Here is a 16,968-nt window from a genome sequence, read left to right as displayed (position 1 = left end):
AAAAATTACTTACAAGTGGTTTATTTAGGTTTTAAAATGCTTTTGCCCGGATTTTGTTTGGACATGCAACAGATTTATTGTTAACTTTAATTACACAAAAACACAAACAATGGCTGTTATAAAAGAATTTAAAGAGTTTGCTATGCGAGGCAACGTTGTTGACCTTGCAGTGGGTGTTATTATTGGTGCCGCTTTTGGTAAAATTGTTACCTCGTTGGTAAATGATGTAATTATGCCCCCAATAGGCTACCTTACCGGTGGCATAGATTTTAAAAGCATAAAAGTGTTTTTAAAGCACGGCGACCCGGCCAATAATATTCCCGATGTAACCATGAATGTTGGTAATTTTATCAACACGGTTATTGAATTCTTGATCGTAGCCTTCTGTATTTTTATGGTAGTTAAGGGCATTAATTCTATGAGAAAGCCGGTAGAAGCCGCACCGGAAGTTGCACCAGAGCCAACAAAAGAAGAGGTATTATTAACTCAGATACGCGATATTTTGGCTGATAGGAAAGCTTAATTTTATAACCTTGCCCAAGTACTATAGTCAGTCTGATCAAAATGCTCTATTTTGGGTTGGTATCATCTTGATACCAATAATTGCTGCTTGCATTTGGTTTGGTGTTAGATATAACGATTTGCAGGTTGATAACCGTTTAGCGGCTGATGGAGTTACAATATATACACGAGTAAGTGACGTTTATAAAGAAGACAATCCTCGTGGAGGCCCAAGATATTATGCAGTTTTAGATTATATATATAAAGGCAATCATCTGAATCAGTCATTTGTGATTGATGAAGGATATTGTAATATAGGAGATTCTGTTATCTTAAAACGACTTATACATAGCGATTCGCCATCCTACATGAGAATTATAGGCATCAGAAGTAACGGTGTGGATTTGTTTAAGAGAAATTAAAATATGTTTGATACCCTCCGCCAAACAGTACTCTCATTCCCTGAGGTAACCGAAAGCCCGCACTTCGAGAAGACGTCATTCCGTGTAAATAATAAAATATTTGCAACCGCGGTACCTGAACATAACCGGGCTACGGTAAAGTTGTCACCTGCCGATCAGGATGTCTTTTGTACGTTTGATAATGCGGTTATTTACCCAGTGCCCAACAAATGGGGCAAGCAGGGTTGGACGCATATTAACCTGCTTGCTGTAAAAGAAGAAATGCTCACCGAAATACTAAAAACGGCCTATTGCGAAGTAGCTCCAAAGCATCTGGCAGACTTAATAATATTTGAATAATAGTAAAACAAAACAACATCAGTGCTATTTTTCACTAATTCACTAATTCACTAATTCACTAATTCACTAATTCACTAATTCACTAAAACGTCTTAGCCAGTTTAGGATCAGTTAAGATCACATAATCGCCCATTTTGGCAAATTTTGTCCAATCGGGGTTGTCAAAGCTATCATCGGCATATACGGCAATGTTTACCATGCGCACTTTAGGCAGATATTTCTTTAACTGTGCTGCGGTGCCCAGTTTCTCTTCGCTATGAAAACCGCCATTTACCTGGAATATTTTGTAACCGGCATGCGTTTTTAAAAATTGGGCTATGTTCCATCCCATAGTAGCATCCCACAGGTTTTGCGATTGATAGATCTTCATGGTGCCCATGGCGCTGTGCCCACCCATAACAGTCACAAATTTTTCATAATAAGGCCCTGTAGCGGTGTCAACAGGTAAAGGAGCTAACCATGCCTTTGCTTTTGCATCAAGTTGGTCCAGGCTGCTTAAACCCATGCGGGTAACCATGTTGGTATAGCGGGTAGGGGCGTTGGCTGCAACAACCGGAATGTGCGCGGTTTTGGCCAGTTCTACCATTGGGCGGTAGTCTTTATAGTTTTGCCATGCACGGCCTTCGGTAATTAAATTCTTCTCGCGTATAAAACCCGCCAGGTATTCGTTTAGCACGGTTTGGCAATCTGTTTGAAACATTTCTAACGATAATGCTGCTTTGCCGGGATATTTGTCTGCCAGTTTTTTAAATAACAGGCTTTCCAGGTAATGGCCGGTAGAGTCATTGTGCTCCTCGCCAAAAAATAGCACATCGGCTTTGTTAAGGTCGTTTATAATATCATCAGCCGTTGCTATGCGCTGTTTAGCAGTATTATATATTTTATAATGCTGCGCCATTTGGTCCTGGCATAGGGCAACAAAAGGCGATAATAGCAGGAGTAATAAGGCGGTAAATTTCATAGCTAAAATATATATGTTAATATGTTAATAAATATCCGTTATCAAATAACCACATTTGTATTTGAAAAAACTAAAAAAAAGGCTACATTTGCGCTCTTGTTTTTTTAAACGACGAATAGCATAAAGAATAAAAATATATCATGAAAAGAACGTTTCAGCCCTCACAAAGGAAAAGAAGAAATAAACACGGTTTCCGTGAGCGTATGTCAACTGCTAATGGCAGAAGGATACTTGCAGCAAGAAGAGCAAAAGGCAGAAAAAGATTAACTGTTTCTGACGAACGCAGCCACAAAGCATAATTCTGGTTGTTAACCCCTTGTAAAAGGGGCCGAACCGCTTGTGTAAAACATTATTTCGGTTCAGCATCAACAACTATGTATACTTTTAAAAAAGAAGAACGGTTATGTAACAAAAAGCTTATTGACGGGCTTTTTCATAACGGTTCTTCTTTTTTGTGTTATCCCTTTAAAGCTTCGTGGATGCTTACCGATGGTGAGCAGCAATTCCCTGTGCAAATAGTTTTTTCTGTTGCCAAGAAGCGTTATAAACGCGCGGTAGACCGTAACCTGGTTAAACGCCGCATGCGCGAAGCCTACCGGCTTAATAAACAAGCGCAATTGTACAATGTATTAAATAGCAGCGGTAAAAAGCTGGTATTATCAATAAGTTACATTGGCAAAGAAATTTCCCCATATGAATTTTTTGAAAAAAAGATGCTTAAGCTTTTAACACAGCTTGCAGGGGAGGTTGTTAAATGAAATTTTTGTGGGATATATTTAAAGGCATAATAGGAGCAATTTTCTTGTTGCTGATAAAGATATACCAGTACTTTATTTCGCCTTTAACAGGGGCATCATGCCGCTATACGCCTACATGCTCGCAATACGGGGTGGAAGCTATTAAAAAACATGGCGCGTTTAAAGGCGGGTGGCTAACTATAAAACGCATTGCCAGCTGCAACCCATGGGGTGGGCACGGGCACGATCCGGTACCTTGATCTGTAATTCAAAAGTTAAAAGTCAAAAACCGCTCAACTGGTTATGACTTCCATTTTTTGAATTTTGAATTTTTACTTTTGACTTAACACATGATATTACAAATAGAAACAGCAACAACATCATGCTCGGTAGCATTGGCGCACGATGGGCAAGTATTGGCTTTTAAAGAGATAAATGCCCGTAACATCCATGCCGAGGTTATTACTGTTTATATTGACGAGATACTGGCGCAAATCAATACTACTTACGCCGGTTTAGATGCCGTTGCGGTAAGCTGCGGGCCGGGTTCTTACACAGGTTTACGTATTGGGGTATCAACTGCGAAAGGTTTATGCTTCGCGTTAGATAAACCGCTTATAGCTGTAGAAACATTAGCGGCCATGGCCAACGGTGTAGCGCAAGATAATGCTATCGATAGTGATATATTACTGTGCCCAATGATCGATGCCCGCCGTATGGAGGTTTACACAGCTGTATTTAATGCAGCAGGCGAGGTAGTAAAAACCACCGCTGCCGAAATTATAGAAGGCAACAGCTTTAGCGATATCCTTGCTGAAAATAAGGTATTGTTTTTTGGTGATGGCGCCGATAAATGCAAAGAGGCTTTAGGAGATAACCCTAATGCGCAATTCCTGCCCAATTTTTCAAATTCGGCAACACACCTTACCCAAATTGCGGCAAATAAATTTAACCGTGCCGATTTTGTAGATGTAGCTTATTTTGAGCCTTATTACCTTAAAGATTTTATTGCCGGTAAAAAAGCCGGGGTCTAATTAATCGCCATCATCCCGCCCGGGGTGAAATATGCCATTCCATATACGGGTTATAAATCCCGGCCTATCGCCCAATGGCATGTAACTGCTGTTTAGTGGGTGCTCAATCAATCGCCCAAATTTTAGCGAGAAGCCTAAAAAGAAATCGGCACCTGAATATGCCGCGTTTTTGTTTATTTGCGAATCGCTTTTACGGGCAGCTCCCAAAAAGCTGGCTGATTGCATTATCCTGTCGCTGCCAATATAAAACTCCACATTGGGCGATTTTACCATGAATTGCAGACCTGCGTTGAATATTCCGTAGTTATTATATGATGCGGTTAATGTGCCCACCAGGTTGTTATATTGGATAGGGTTTACAAGGGCTGCTGTGTAGCCATCGTAAAATACCTCCTTTTGAAGGATAAACGTAGGCGAGTATCTTAATCGTTTGTCATAATCTAACCAGTACAATTTGTTGGCACTTAGTTCTATTATGCCGTTAGTAGGGGTGACAAAGGACTGTATTTCATCAGCCGAGCGGATTATCTGATAAGTCGTTGCATACAAGTTATCTTCCCTTCTGGCGGTACTAATATCCGGCGCGGTACGCATTGTATTAAAATCACTAACCCTCGATCGTTTGTTCCAATGTATAAAGCCAAGGTCTTTTACGTTTAACTGTAAATTGAAGTTGTCGCGAGTGCGTAATGCTGTACCGATGCTTATTGCAGCGCCCGGGCTTTTGAACGATGGAAGCAGATCGTGTTTGTCAAAATCGCCCGATGTATAGTTAATACGGTACCTGCCCTGTAAAGTAATGTCGGCAGCGTCATTTGCCCGGTTAAACGTAATGTGCGACTGGTCTATCCGTAATTGCTGATATTGTATCCCTAATAACCCGCTTAATTTAATACCTAAAGCAAATTTTTTGCTGATTTTTTCGCGATAGGTCACGCTTATTTGATGATAGCTTTGAGCAGTATAGCTGTTATTAAATATGTTTGAATAATCATTATTGGTAAAGCCATTGCTGCCATTAAGCAATAATAAAGTTTCATCGGTAAAAAGCCCCCGGCCTTCCGCGCGTGTTTGCACAGAAACCCCCACCTCCTGGTTGCCATCTAAACTGTTGAAAACCTTAAACATTATCAGGTAGATATTAGCGTTTGCATTTGCCCGGCTAAATCTATTTTCGCCTATGGTTAAGCCGGTGTTTAAATATCTGCCGGTAAAAGCACGACTTTTAAGAGGCACCTGTGCGTTGCCGGTAACATATAAATTACTGTTGAAGTTGGGGATGAAAAAGTTAAAGGCTATTTTATTGCTTGTATCGGGAATAAATACCGCTTGTGCAGGGTTCTCAAACGAATCGAATAAGGTACCTGTATTATACTGGGAAAACTGCTGGCTAAAAGTTTTAACTGAAATAAATAAAAAGCAAATAACCAATAAAAAATACTTCATACACGTTCGCAATACCTGTTGATTTATGGTTGCCTAATTAAGAGCTTAAATTTGTCAACTAATATATATCCTTTTAACGTATTTATGCCTTTTGGGTTGTGTGTAATATGTTTTTTAGTCAATGTTTTTATTAACAGTAGTATCGGGCATGTTTTGTAACAAGCAAAAGTTTGTGTAAAAATTCTTGTCGGTTGCAGCAAACTGATAAGATGCGGCGTAAAAGTTCTTCCAGGATAATGAATTGTTTTTATAGGCAAAATAAAATTCATCCTTTAAACCATATCTTAATATTGGCTGCGCGTTTTTAAAGTGGATAAAAAAGGCAACATTGCTACGTTCGGCCAATAAATTATCAAACTTTACATACTGTTCTGTTTTATTCAAAAACTTACGGTTAAAGTAGGTGTCATTATAACTATCCAGTTCTTTTGTGCTGTTTGCCAATATCAGGTAATTATCAATAATCCGAAAATAGGGTTTCCTGAAAGCGTTAAAAGCATCGCCCAATAAAAAATAAGGTAGTTTAGCGTAGTTAAACTGACCCACATCATCGGTTATCATTCTGCTTATATTAGTCATAAACGGTTGTAACTTAGAGCCATTTTTAACGGTTATTATAGCTATTTTTTCCTGGTAACGGGTTGTTATCACAGCAAACTCGCTGCCCAGCAATTGTGCAAATTCTTGTTTTAAATTAATTCCTGTTTCGGTTTTAATTTTGGCGAATAAAGCATCTTTTTCGGCTTGTAAGCCAGCTTTATTTTGAAAGTCTGATAGGTCAGCAGAGAATTTAACAGGATCCGATGCTGACAGATTTAAAGCATATGCCGTTGTTGAAGGGTATAGTTCTTTTAACTGATTGGTAACAGGTTGTTGATTGGCAAAAACGTTTAAATAGGTGCCCGCTTTATGCGTTTGAATATTGGTGTAACCGCTAAACATTACAGCATCATTTTTAAAATTAAGATTTAAGGCAGCCAATGCAGGCAACAACCTAAAAGGCTTAAATATATCGGTATTGCTGTTTTTAAAAAGCTGGGCAAACAGGGGATCAAGATGCTGGTAATTTATATACAGGTTGGCCAGCGAGTTGGAGTTTTGCTGCTCGGGCAAAAGCATAAACGCTTGTTTCTCCCTATCAGCCTTATAATTTGCATTTTGGGTGATCAGTTCTTTTGAGAAACTACCGGCAAATATATTAGCATCGATATTTATAATATAAAAGCGCTTTTTTAACGAGTTAAAGAAGATATTGTAACCATGTTTATCACCAATTTTTAGTGGTGTTATCAACATGCCGGTTTTTTGTTGTTTAGCCAGCTTATCAAACTCTGTAAGGTCAATATCTTTACCTGCCGATACCGTAAGCAGCAAATCAAGCTGGTTGTTTTGTGATGGTTGTACCGATACAAACACATTACGGCCATTAAAAAGCGGATTAAGCGCTGCATTACCAAACAGCACATTACGTACCGTATCCAGATCGTTTATTTTTTCTTCACCAATAAAATTGCTTAGCAGTGTATTACCGGTGTAAATGTCGTAAAAGCTTTTTTCGTTGGTAAACTCAAATACAATGGCGGCATTATCGGGAATTGTGCGCATAACATTACCGGCATGCATACCCGATGTGTTTAAGTTTTTAAAATACTTAACGGTTATATATGCAGTTGCGGCAACTAAAATTAAAGTAATAACTATCAGTCGTTTCATTCTGTGGTTGCGTGTGCAAGTTAGAAGTTATTATTTAGTGATTTAGTGAATTATTGAATTAGTGATAGAGCAGGAAATCGCGTAGCGGTTTCACCTTTCACCACATTTGGTTAACTTAGCCTTTTATATCTGCATGAACAAACAAATAATAATTACAGCATCGCTACTGGGTGCATTGGCCGTAATTGCCGGTGCTTTTGGTGCCCACGCCTTAAAGGCTTCGTTATCAGCACGCCAGCTCGAAGTTTGGCAAACCGCCGTACAATATCAGTTTTATCACGTATTTGCCCTGCTGTTTTTATCAACCTTTACCCGTTTTAAAAACAAGGTGATAGTGAGCACTTATTACCTGTTCACCTTTGGCATACTGTTGTTTTCGGGCTCGCTATACTTATTAGCTTGCCGCGATCTGATAGGTATGCCGGGCTTAGCCGTATTAGGCCCTATAACACCAATTGGTGGGTTGCTGTTCATCATAGGATGGATATTTTTAGCTTTCGCTGCTTTCAGAAACAAATAAACTGATGTTAGAATTTGCCGATGGTTTACAAGCTACCCGTAAAACACTCTTTGTTGAGGTGATTTTACCCTTAGCTATAAGCCGTAACTATACTTACCGCGTTCCGTTCGAACTAAATAATGCCATTGCTATTGGCAAAAGGGTAGTGGTGCAGTTTGGCAAAAGCAAACTTTATACAGCTGTTGTATCAACTATAACGGAGCATGCCCCCGAAAAGTACGAGGCAAAATACATCATAGATATTTTAGACGAACAACCTGTTGTTACACAACGCCAGCTGCAGTTTTGGCAGTGGCTGGCCGAATATTATATGTGTAATGAAGGCGAAGTGATGAACGCCGCGCTGCCATCAGCCCTAAAGCTGGCCAGCGAAACCAAGGTGATGCTCAATAAGGATTTTGAGTATGATAAAGCGGCCTTAAACGATAAAGAATACCTGATAACCGAAGCGCTTGACATACAGCCCGAGCTAACCATTAGCGATATAGCAAAGCTGCTGGGACAAAAAACGGTGATGCCGATATTGAAATCGCTGTTCGAGAAAAATATTGTTACCATATCCGAAGAGGTTAGCGAGCGGTATAAACCCCGTAAACGTACATATCTAACCCTAAACCCAGTTTATCATAATCAGGAGAGCCTTAAAGAGCTTTTCATGATCCTGGAAAAACGCGCGCCAAAACAGGCTGATGCAGTTTTGGCTTTCATTAAATTATCGCGCCAGCAAAAAGCAGTCTCAAAAAGCGAGTTGATAGAAGAAAGCGGCTCAGGCGATTCCAGCATAAAATCGCTGATAGAAAAAGAAGTTTTTATTGCCGAGGAAAAGAATGTTAGTCGCCTGGGGTATGAGGATGATGAAGACCAGCTAAGCAATTTTATACTAAGCCCTGCACAGGAAATTGCACTTGCCGATACGCAGGAACAGTTTTTACAAAAGGATGTGGTGCTGCTGCATGGTGTAACATCATCAGGTAAAACGCAGATCTATATAAAACTGATAGAGGAGATGATAGCCACCGGCAGGCAGGTACTTTACCTGTTGCCCGAGATTGCTTTAACCACTCATATTATAGAACGCCTGCGGGTATATTTCGGTGGAACGATTGGCGTTTATCATTCCCGCTTCAATGATAACGAACGGGTGGAAGTTTGGCAAAAGATACTGAACAATGAATACAAAGTAGTACTGGGGGCGCGCTCATCGGTGTTCCTGCCATTTAGCGATCTGGGTTTGATAATTGTTGATGAGGAGCACGAAACATCTTACAAGCAATTTGACCCTGCACCACGCTACAACGCCCGCGATGCGGCCATTTACCTGGCTAATATGTATAAGGGCAAGGTGCTGTTAGGTTCGGCTACGCCATCATTCGAAACGTATTATAATGCCCGTGTACACAAATATGGTTTTGTTGAATTAACAGAACGTTATGGCGGTGTGCAACTGCCACTGATAGAGGTGGTAAGCATATCTGAAGAAACCAAGCGCAAAACCATGCAGTCGCACTTTAGTAGTGTGTTGATGCAGGATATTCAGCTGGCGCTGGATAATAAGGAGCAGGTTATCCTGTTTCAAAATCGCAGGGGGTATGCACCGGTATTAATGTGCAAGGTATGTGCCTATACGCCGAAATGCATTAATTGCGATGTAAGCTTAACTTATCATAAGCATAGCCACAAGTTGCACTGCCACTATTGCGGTTATAAGGAAGATACGCCATCTATATGCCCGGCATGCGGCTCCACCCATTTAGAGTACAAAGGTTTTGGTACCGAAAAGGTGGAAGATGAACTATCTGTACTTATGCCGAACGTTCGCCTGGCCCGTATGGACCTGGATACTACCCGGTCTCGTAATTCGTTGCAAACTATCCTGAACAATCTGGAGGAAAAAAAGATAGATATCTTAGTAGGTACCCAAATGGTAGCCAAAGGGCTTGATTTTGCAGACGTTACCGTTATCGGTATCATAAATGCCGATAGCCTTTTAAAATACCCTGATTATCGAGCTAACGAGCGCAGCTACCAAATGCTTGCCCAGGTAAGCGGCAGGGCAGGGCGCAGGGGCAAACAAGGCAAGGTTGTGATCCAGACTTACGACCCTAACCACAGGGTGATTAAACAGGTGATAGAGAACGATTACAGCGACCTGTACTTCACCGAGATGGAAGAGCGCAAAAGCTTTAAGTACCCGCCATACTACCGTATTATTAATATGGATGTTAAGCATAAAAACCCCGAAATACTTTATAACCAGGCCGAGTACCTGGCCAACGAACTCCGGAAGCATTTTGGCGATCGCGTTATAGGCCCCGAAGCACCGCTTATTAATCGTATCCGTAACTATTACATCAAATCTATCATGCTTAAGTTTGAACGTGATACCATTTCAATTGTTAAGGCAAAGGCCATTATAAGAGATGTTATTACCCAGTTTCAGACCACCAAGCTAAGCAAAGGCAGCATAGTGCAGCCCGATGTTGATCCTTATTGATAGCTTATTTTACCCTTTTACTTTGAATAGATATTTTTTCACAAAATAGTATATATGAAATATATTATTTAGGAAATTATTATCAATAATTAAAGGTTCATAAATTATCTTCTGTGATAATTTCAAAAAAACATGTTTGTTTTCGCATACCTACTACTGGGTATTTTGCTATGTAATAGGGGCTGTTTCTTGCAGCGTATATCAAATGGGTTTATATTTATCACACTTAAACCCTTAAATATGAAACTATTGCTGTTGAAAATTCTCTCCGCTTTAAGTCCCCCCGCACTGCATTATCAGTATGCTGTACAAAATCACATAAGTGATATCAGGCTTTTATTAAGAAAATAAAATTGCGATTTATTATACGATCAGGATGTACTTATTAAAAAGTATAATGGACAAATATTGCCTGTATTTTTAATATTATTCCGGGTGAAAACACCCTAAATAAATGGGATTATAACTCGGGTTGTAAAAACAAATTGCGCCTACTTTTAAAATTGGTAATAATCTGCTATGCCAATAATTACGCATAGCTAAAAAAGCCAAATAATAATCAACCACACTTAAACACATCATGAAACAAACAAACAAGTTAACAATTGCACTCAGCCTGTTTTTAGGGTTAAGTTTTGGGGCAAATGCCCAGGCCCCCGCAACGACAGATCAGCACCCGGAGTTAAAATACCGCAGGAGTTCGCTGCACCTTATCCTGCTGGAATCTGAAGATTTCCCAAGGAAAGAAACCGTTATAAAAGCATACCACGAAGCGCCGTTCCCCGATAAATATAATAATCATTCAATTGACGTAAGTACCGTAAACGCATCGCCATATGCGCTTACCGAGGCAGAAAAAGTAACTGCAGGTACCAAAAAAAGCGGCATGGCCAACTTAGGTGCCAATATGTTATCGGGCGCAACGGCGGGTATTGTAGACAAAGATGCAGCCGACATGCCTATTGTAACTGATAAAATTGTAAAAGATAAAAAGATAGCTAATCTGTTAGTTGCCAAATGGTTTAACCGCCAACCCGATGGTTCATTTGATATGAAACTGGTAGGTGAACGCGGCTCTTATAATGCTACCGAAATGCAGGCAAATATTGCAAAAGGCAGCGCAAGGGGCACAGCTTCGTTATCTGATGCCGGCGAGGAGTTGATAGGGAATACATTTGTGGTTTTAACTAAGCTGAAGTTTATAAGCAATGAGCCGATAGCGGCAGCCATAAGGGAGCTAGCTAAACTGAAAGCCAACAGCCTACCTGCATTGTTTCAGCCAGCCGCTTACAAGGTACTTGATATTGCTTACAACAAAGCAAAAGAGGGTTATTCGGTGTGGACAACCTCTTATTTGTACCGCCTGAAATGGAACGACTCTACCGCCGCCATTTTTTACAACGATCTGTGGATGGAAAAAGGCAAGATCGATAAAAAGAAAAAAGAAGCTTTTGATAAAACCGATTTGTTCCAGATGGAATATATAGGCAGCGAAAAATCAAGCAGCCTGGTGACTTTTTCATTAAAAGAAACCCGTACCGAAGACCAGATAGTAGAGCTGGCCACTGTAAGGAATGTAGAGCATGTTTTTGCCAAGCTTCAAAAAGCGTACGAAGTATTTAAACCCAAAACACCTATCTACTCTGGCGAACCTGTTACCGCGAAAATTGGCATGAAAGAAGGCCTGGAAGGTGGCGAAAAATTCGAAGTGCTTGAGCAAACCGTAGATCCTAAAACCGGCCTTACCACCTATGTGAAAAAAGGCACTGTAACGGTAGACAAGAAAAAGATCTGGGATAACAGGTTTAATGCTGGCGAAGAGGTTTCTGAAAAAGATAATAAAGACAAGGACAAAGATAAAAAGGATGAACCCGTACTTGACCGTACCTACTTTAAAGGTGGGGGCAAATTTTACGCGGGTATGCTTTTAAGACAGATAAAATAACACACAATATCATATATAGATAATGAAAAAACATACTACGATTTGGGTAATGCTAATGCTGCTGATAACAGGTTTTTCATCGGTAGTTAGCGCGCAAACAAATAAAAAAGCAAACGAAGACACCGAAGCCTGGAGATATGAGCTGGAAGTGGCCGGCACCGGCGTTCAAGGCACTTACCTGTTAAAGGTATGGTCGTACTCAAAAAAGCCTAATGTGGCTATTGAGCAGGCGAAGAAAAACGCGGTACATGGCGTAATATTTAAAGGTTTTGCCGGCGATCAGGGTATTTTAGGTAAACCGCCGCTCACTACCAATTCAAATTTAGAGCAAGAAAAAGATCAATGGTTCAAGGAGTTCTTTGCTGATGGGGGTAAGTATATGAAGTTTGTTTCGCTTTCAAGTGATGGTGCCGTGGCGGCCGAAGACCGTATGAAAGTTGGCAAACAATATAAAATTGGTGTGCTGGTATCGGTAAATGTGGCCTTGTTGCGTAAGGACCTGGAAGAAGCGGGTATCATTAAATCATTAAGTGCAGGATTTTAAAGATCAATTATCATGAAGAAAAATTTATTGTACTTAAGCCTTGCCGGGCTGCTTGCATTGAGTGGTTGTGCCGGGCAAAAACAACTAAACAGCAGCTATACTTATAAAACAGAGTGCCTGGGTGCAGGGTTTGATGGTTCGCAAACCGTTATCGCTTACTCCGATAAACGTAACAGGGAGGATGCTATCGAGGAGGCCAAAAAGGTTGCTATCCGCGAAATTCTGTTTAGCGGTTTACGCGAAGGCAAGCCCGACTGCGATGTAAAGCCGATACTGAATGAGGCCAATGCTTACGCCAACCACGAGGAATACTTTAACAGATTTTTTACTTCGGCGTATAAAACCTTTGTGCTTTTTATAGAAGAACGCGCGGGGCAGAAGGCAAAACAACAACAAAGGCTTAAAAATGTAGCTCAAAGCACGGGCTATGTGCTAAAAATAAGCCGGCCGGCACTACAACAGAAAATGATAGCAGACGGCATCTTAACAAATTGATAAACCTTCAACCCTAATAAATGAAACTACAGATAATGAAAATAGCCCTGTTATCGCTAATGATATTGGGCGCGACAACCCTGGGGTTTTCGCAGGCTAAAAAGCCAACGCTTATGGTAGTGCCAAGCGATGTATGGTGCAATACAAATGGCTATATGCAAACTTATGATGACCAGGGCACCAAAGTAAAGATCCCCGACTATAAAAGGGCTTTCCAGGAAAATAGTGATCTGCTGGCCGTTATCAGCAAGATAAACGGTATGATGGCCGAGCGTGGTTTCCCATTAAAGAACATGGAATCGGTTATAAAAACATTGGAATCTGAACGTGCCGAGAACGCTATCCTTACCTCAAAAACGGGTAGCGGTGTATCCGAAAGCCCCATGGATAAGCTTAAAAAAGTAGCCAAGGCCGATATTATTATTCAATTAACCTGGGATGTGTTAAAAACCGGCCCTAAAAAATCAGTGCGTTTTACATTGCAGGGGCTGGATGCTTATACAGATAAAGAAATAGCCACAGCAGGCGGAACGGGTAACCCATCCTTCTCGGCAGAAACCGCTGTGTTGCTGGAGGAAGCCGTTGCCGATAAAATAGACAACTTTAATGTTGGCCTGCAAAGGCATTTCGATGACCTGTTTGCCAATGGCCGCGAGATCATTATCCGCATCAAAAAATTCGATTCGTGGAAAAACGACCTGGAAACTGAGTATGGCGGTAAAGAGCTGAATGTTATTATTGAGGATTGGGTGCGAGCCAATACCGTAAAAAATCGTTTCAGTAACAGCGATGCTACCGAAAATATGATGCTGTTTGAGCAGGTGCGCATACCCTTATATGATGCAAGCGGCAATGCTACCGATGCCCGCGGGTTTACACGCGGACTGCAAAAATTACTGGCTGCCCCACCTTATTCAATCGCGAATAAATTAACAGTGAAAGGCCTTGGCCAGGCGGTTATAGTACTTGGCGAAAAATAACAGATCAAACCAAACTAACATGAAAAAATTAATAATAACCTGCATGTCACTCTTCCTGTTTATGGGAGGATATGCGCAAAATACAACCATTAAAAGGTCGGCGAATGGGGGGAATAGTGGCCGGGTAACTCTTGCCGCTTACATTCCCGATCAGGCTGATGATCTGCCGGATGCCGCGCGTAATATGCTTGGCAATAAACTGAACCAGATCATCAGTCAAAATGGTTTTGGTGGTGATGAGGGCCAGCGCTTTATAATCACCGCTAATATTGTGGTGCTCACAAAAGATCTGTTATCAACAGCGCCCGCCATGACGGCTTTAACGCTTGATGTAAACCTTTACATTGGTGATGGTTACGAGGGTACTAAATTTGCCAGCACATCGCTATCAGTAAAAGGTGTGGGAGAGAACGAGACAAAAGCATATATCAATGCCTTTAAAAATATCAACCTTAACGACCCAAAATTGCAGGCATTTGTAGAAAAAGGTAAAACCAAAATAATCAGCTACTATAATACCCATTGCGATGTGATCATAAAACAAGCCCAAACATTGGCTAACACCGGTAGGATGGACGAGGCTATTTATAACCTTACATCGGTACCGCAAGCCTGCAAAACCTGTTATGATAGGTCGATGGCGTTGGTAGCTCCAATCTATAAAAAACAGATCGAAAAAGATTGCCAGGTGAAACTGGCGCAGGCCAAAAACCTTTGGGCGGCAAACCAGGACCTGAGCGGTGCAAACGCGGCAAGCGATCTTTTATCACAGATAGACCCGCAATCAACCTGCTATAGAGATGTAAAAACTTTTGTAGCACAGGTTGCTAAACGGGTTAAAGAACTGGATAACCGCGAGTGGAGCTTTAAATTGCAGGAACAAAAGAACGATGCAGGAATTATTAACGCTGCGCGCGATGTTGCTGTAGCCTATGCGGCCCAGCCCCGGATAACTACCTACAATGTTCATGGCTGGTGGTAATAATACCGCGTTACGAATGTTAAGAACATTATAGGTTAACTACCAAAGTGTTATTACAAAGCGGTAGCATATTACACAGGAAGCCGGCAATTTTGCCGGCTTTTTGTATAACTTTGCTATGTAATGGCGTACAAGTTTATTGATAATTACCGCGAGCAAGGGGCTCGTAAAAGGCTGGTAGAGATATTAAGGAAAAAGGGTATTGAGGATGAACAGGTATTAGCTGCCATTGGTAAAGTACCCCGTCATTATTTTTTCGACGAAACCTTCTGGAACCAGGCCTACAAAGATATCGCCTTCCCGATAGGTGAGGGGCAAACTATATCACAGCCTTATACGGTAGCCTACCAAACCGAGCTATTACATATCCGTAAGGGAGATAAAGTGCTGGAAATAGGCACGGGCTGCGGTTACCAAACCTGTATACTAATGGAACTTGGCGCCAAAGTTTTCACTATTGAACGCCAGGAGAAACTCTACGAGCGCACTATACAGGTTTTACCGTATATGGGCTATAAACCAAAATTCTTTTTGGGCGATGGCTCAATAGGTATAGCAACAGATGCACCCTACGATAAAATTATAGTAACAGCAGGCGCACCAACTGTACCACAGGTACTGCTTAAGCAATTAAATATAGGGGGTATCCTGGTTATCCCGGTAGGTGACGAGCAATCGCAAAAAATGGTAACCGTACTTAAAACCGCCGAGAATGATTATGAAAGGCATGTACTGGATACCTTTAGGTTTGTACCGCTGGTAGGTGATAGGGCGTGGTAGCTCTGTTGGCAGTTATGAGTTAGCAGTTTGCACTTAGACTTAATTCCTACATCTTAGTGTTGGCTGGGTTTTCAAATACCCACATTTTATCACATCTGATCCATTAACAGCACATTAAATTTATGGCCGTCGGGATCGGCAAAGACAAAACCATAATAATTAGACTCATCTCTCCCTACTTCGTTTAAAATATTACCGCCGGCGTTTTTAACCCGCTCTGCCCATTCATTTACTTGCGCCTCTGTGTCTGCAGCAAGTGTGAAAATAATTTCACTGTTAGTTTTTGATCCGGGTGTTATATATTCATCTATTTTTGAGCCTTCTTCAAAAAAGTGAATCACAAAATCATCATCACCAAAAAGAAAACTGGCTAACTTATCACTGTTAAACTTATTGGGAGTAAAGCCCAATTGTGTATAAAATTGATTGGTGCGCTTTGCATCTTTTACACTAAAATTAGCCCATATTTTTTTCGTTTTCATATTGTTGAATTTTGAAATAATATTAGAAAAACTTTATCCCGAACTAAATAAAAACCAATAACTATTTTCGGCGCAAAATATTGATAGAAAATGAAACCGTTTGTCTTAAACAAATAACGTACCGTAAACTTATCTTTTCATCGCTCTGTCCATCTCTATCTTGGTATCGCGTTCTTTCATGGTTTCGCGTTTGTCGAAGGTTTTTTTACCCTGGGCAAGGCCAATTTCCAGTTTGGCAAAACCACGTTCGCTGATAAATAAGGCAAGTGGCACAATGGTTAATCCCTTTTCTTCGCCTCGGGTTTGGAGCTTTTTTAGTTCTTTTTTGTTGAGCAGCAGGATGCGGTCGCGCTTGGCCTCGTGGTTGTAGAACGAACCCATCGAGTACTCGGATATATGCAGGTTACGTACATAAAGCTGGTTATCAATAAAAGTACAAAAAGCATCGTTCACGTTGGCTTTACCCTCGCGGATCGATTTAATTTCGGTACCCAATAGTTTTATACCTGCTGTATATTTATCCAGTATATGGTACTCAAAGTATGCCTTTTTATTCTTGATATATAAGTTCTGCTCCATCTCGTATGCAAATA

Annotated in this window: 20 protein-coding genes; 15 read left to right on the top strand and 5 right to left on the bottom strand. The window is 40.9% G+C overall.

Annotated elements, in window-relative coordinates:
• Positions 1-109: 109 nt before the first annotated feature.
• From mscL to NPE20_RS16000, 3 genes are read left to right on the top strand one after another with little or no spacing between them, the layout of a single operon-like run.
• Positions 110-523 carry a large-conductance mechanosensitive channel protein MscL gene (mscL, locus tag NPE20_RS16010; RefSeq protein WP_256539688.1) on the top strand — a complete coding sequence of 138 codons (414 nt, stop codon included), beginning with the start codon at positions 110-112 and terminating at the stop codon, positions 521-523.
• Between the two features lie 10 nt (positions 524-533).
• The gene (locus NPE20_RS16005; protein WP_256539687.1) at positions 534-923 is read left to right on the top strand and encodes a hypothetical protein; all 390 of its coding nucleotides are present in this window, start codon (positions 534-536) and stop codon (positions 921-923) included.
• Between the two features lie 3 nt (positions 924-926).
• Positions 927-1,262 (top strand): MmcQ/YjbR family DNA-binding protein, encoded by a 336-nt coding sequence (locus tag NPE20_RS16000; RefSeq protein WP_256539686.1) that lies wholly within the window; start codon positions 927-929, stop codon positions 1,260-1,262.
• Positions 1,263-1,344: 82 nt separating this feature from the next.
• On the opposite strand, the gene NPE20_RS15995 is transcribed toward NPE20_RS16000, so the two are convergent.
• Positions 1,345-2,223: a ChaN family lipoprotein gene (locus NPE20_RS15995; RefSeq protein WP_256539685.1), complete on the bottom strand. Its 879-nt coding sequence runs from the start codon at positions 2,221-2,223 to the stop codon at positions 1,345-1,347.
• Between the two features lie 140 nt (positions 2,224-2,363).
• Between NPE20_RS15995 and rpmH the strand changes: the two genes are divergently transcribed.
• The 4 genes from rpmH to tsaB all read left to right on the top strand — a co-directional run bounded on the left by rpmH (position 2,364) and on the right by tsaB (position 3,994).
• Entirely contained in the window at positions 2,364-2,522 is a 159-nt protein-coding gene (gene rpmH / locus NPE20_RS15990; protein ID WP_082800363.1) for a 50S ribosomal protein L34, read from the top strand.
• Between the two features lie 75 nt (positions 2,523-2,597).
• Positions 2,598-2,981 carry a ribonuclease P protein component gene (locus tag NPE20_RS15985; protein WP_256539684.1) on the top strand — a complete coding sequence of 128 codons (384 nt, stop codon included), beginning with the start codon at positions 2,598-2,600 and terminating at the stop codon, positions 2,979-2,981.
• Positions 2,978-3,220, top strand: a complete 243-nt coding sequence (gene yidD / locus NPE20_RS15980) for a membrane protein insertion efficiency factor YidD (RefSeq protein ID WP_256539683.1) — start codon at positions 2,978-2,980, stop codon at positions 3,218-3,220. Before NPE20_RS15985 ends, yidD begins: the two co-directional genes overlap by 4 nt.
• Positions 3,221-3,310: 90 nt before the next feature.
• Positions 3,311-3,994 carry a tRNA (adenosine(37)-N6)-threonylcarbamoyltransferase complex dimerization subunit type 1 TsaB gene (gene tsaB / locus NPE20_RS15975; RefSeq protein ID WP_256539682.1) on the top strand — a complete coding sequence of 228 codons (684 nt, stop codon included), beginning with the start codon at positions 3,311-3,313 and terminating at the stop codon, positions 3,992-3,994.
• Here the strand turns inward: tsaB and NPE20_RS15970 are convergent, their stop codons facing one another.
• Positions 3,995-5,440, bottom strand: coding sequence for a DUF5723 family protein (locus tag NPE20_RS15970; RefSeq protein WP_256539681.1), 1,446 nt, complete (start codon positions 5,438-5,440; stop codon positions 3,995-3,997).
• A 114-nt stretch (positions 5,441-5,554) separates the two neighbouring features.
• The gene (locus tag NPE20_RS15965) at positions 5,555-7,153 is read right to left on the bottom strand and encodes a hypothetical protein (protein WP_256539680.1); all 1,599 of its coding nucleotides are present in this window, start codon (positions 7,151-7,153) and stop codon (positions 5,555-5,557) included.
• 133 nt (positions 7,154-7,286) lie between these two features.
• Between NPE20_RS15965 and NPE20_RS15960 the strand changes: the two genes are divergently transcribed.
• The 8 genes from NPE20_RS15960 (at position 7,287) to NPE20_RS15925 (ending at position 15,893) form a co-directional block, all read left to right on the top strand.
• Positions 7,287-7,673, top strand: coding sequence for a DUF423 domain-containing protein (locus NPE20_RS15960; protein WP_256539679.1), 387 nt, complete (start codon positions 7,287-7,289; stop codon positions 7,671-7,673).
• 4 nt (positions 7,674-7,677) lie between these two features.
• Positions 7,678-10,167, top strand: a complete 2,490-nt coding sequence (gene priA, locus NPE20_RS15955) for a replication restart helicase PriA (RefSeq protein ID WP_256539678.1) — start codon at positions 7,678-7,680, stop codon at positions 10,165-10,167.
• A gap of 580 nt (positions 10,168-10,747) precedes the next feature.
• Positions 10,748-12,112: a hypothetical protein gene (locus NPE20_RS15950; RefSeq protein WP_256539677.1), complete on the top strand. Its 1,365-nt coding sequence runs from the start codon at positions 10,748-10,750 to the stop codon at positions 12,110-12,112.
• Between the two features lie 22 nt (positions 12,113-12,134).
• On the top strand, positions 12,135-12,656 hold the full coding sequence (locus NPE20_RS15945; protein WP_256539676.1) for a hypothetical protein: 522 nt from the start codon (positions 12,135-12,137) through the stop codon (positions 12,654-12,656).
• Between the two features lie 12 nt (positions 12,657-12,668).
• Positions 12,669-13,151 carry a hypothetical protein gene (locus NPE20_RS15940; protein WP_256539675.1) on the top strand — a complete coding sequence of 161 codons (483 nt, stop codon included), beginning with the start codon at positions 12,669-12,671 and terminating at the stop codon, positions 13,149-13,151.
• 20 nt (positions 13,152-13,171) lie between these two features.
• Positions 13,172-14,131, top strand: a complete 960-nt coding sequence (locus tag NPE20_RS15935) for a DUF6175 family protein (protein WP_256539674.1) — start codon at positions 13,172-13,174, stop codon at positions 14,129-14,131.
• A 19-nt stretch (positions 14,132-14,150) separates the two neighbouring features.
• The gene (locus tag NPE20_RS15930) at positions 14,151-15,113 is read left to right on the top strand and encodes a hypothetical protein (protein ID WP_256539673.1); all 963 of its coding nucleotides are present in this window, start codon (positions 14,151-14,153) and stop codon (positions 15,111-15,113) included.
• 123 nt (positions 15,114-15,236) lie between these two features.
• Positions 15,237-15,893 (top strand): protein-L-isoaspartate(D-aspartate) O-methyltransferase, encoded by a 657-nt coding sequence (locus NPE20_RS15925; RefSeq protein ID WP_256539672.1) that lies wholly within the window; start codon positions 15,237-15,239, stop codon positions 15,891-15,893.
• 89 nt (positions 15,894-15,982) lie between these two features.
• Here NPE20_RS15925 and NPE20_RS15920 read toward each other — a convergent pair whose 3' ends face one another.
• Both NPE20_RS15920 and smpB read right to left on the bottom strand, forming a co-directional pair.
• On the bottom strand, positions 15,983-16,375 hold the full coding sequence (locus NPE20_RS15920; RefSeq protein ID WP_256539671.1) for a VOC family protein: 393 nt from the start codon (positions 16,373-16,375) through the stop codon (positions 15,983-15,985).
• 129 nt (positions 16,376-16,504) lie between these two features.
• A complete protein-coding gene (gene smpB, locus NPE20_RS15915; RefSeq protein ID WP_256539670.1) occupies positions 16,505-16,954 on the bottom strand; it encodes an SsrA-binding protein SmpB in 450 nt (149 codons plus the stop codon).
• Between the last annotated feature and the right edge of the window lie 14 nt (positions 16,955-16,968).

Source organism: Mucilaginibacter aquariorum (assembly GCF_024498135.1).
Classification (GTDB): Bacteria; Bacteroidota; Bacteroidia; order Sphingobacteriales; family Sphingobacteriaceae; genus Mucilaginibacter; species Mucilaginibacter aquariorum.
The sequence above is the reverse complement of the archived record's forward strand: the minus strand, read 5'-3'. Positions and strand labels throughout refer to the sequence as shown.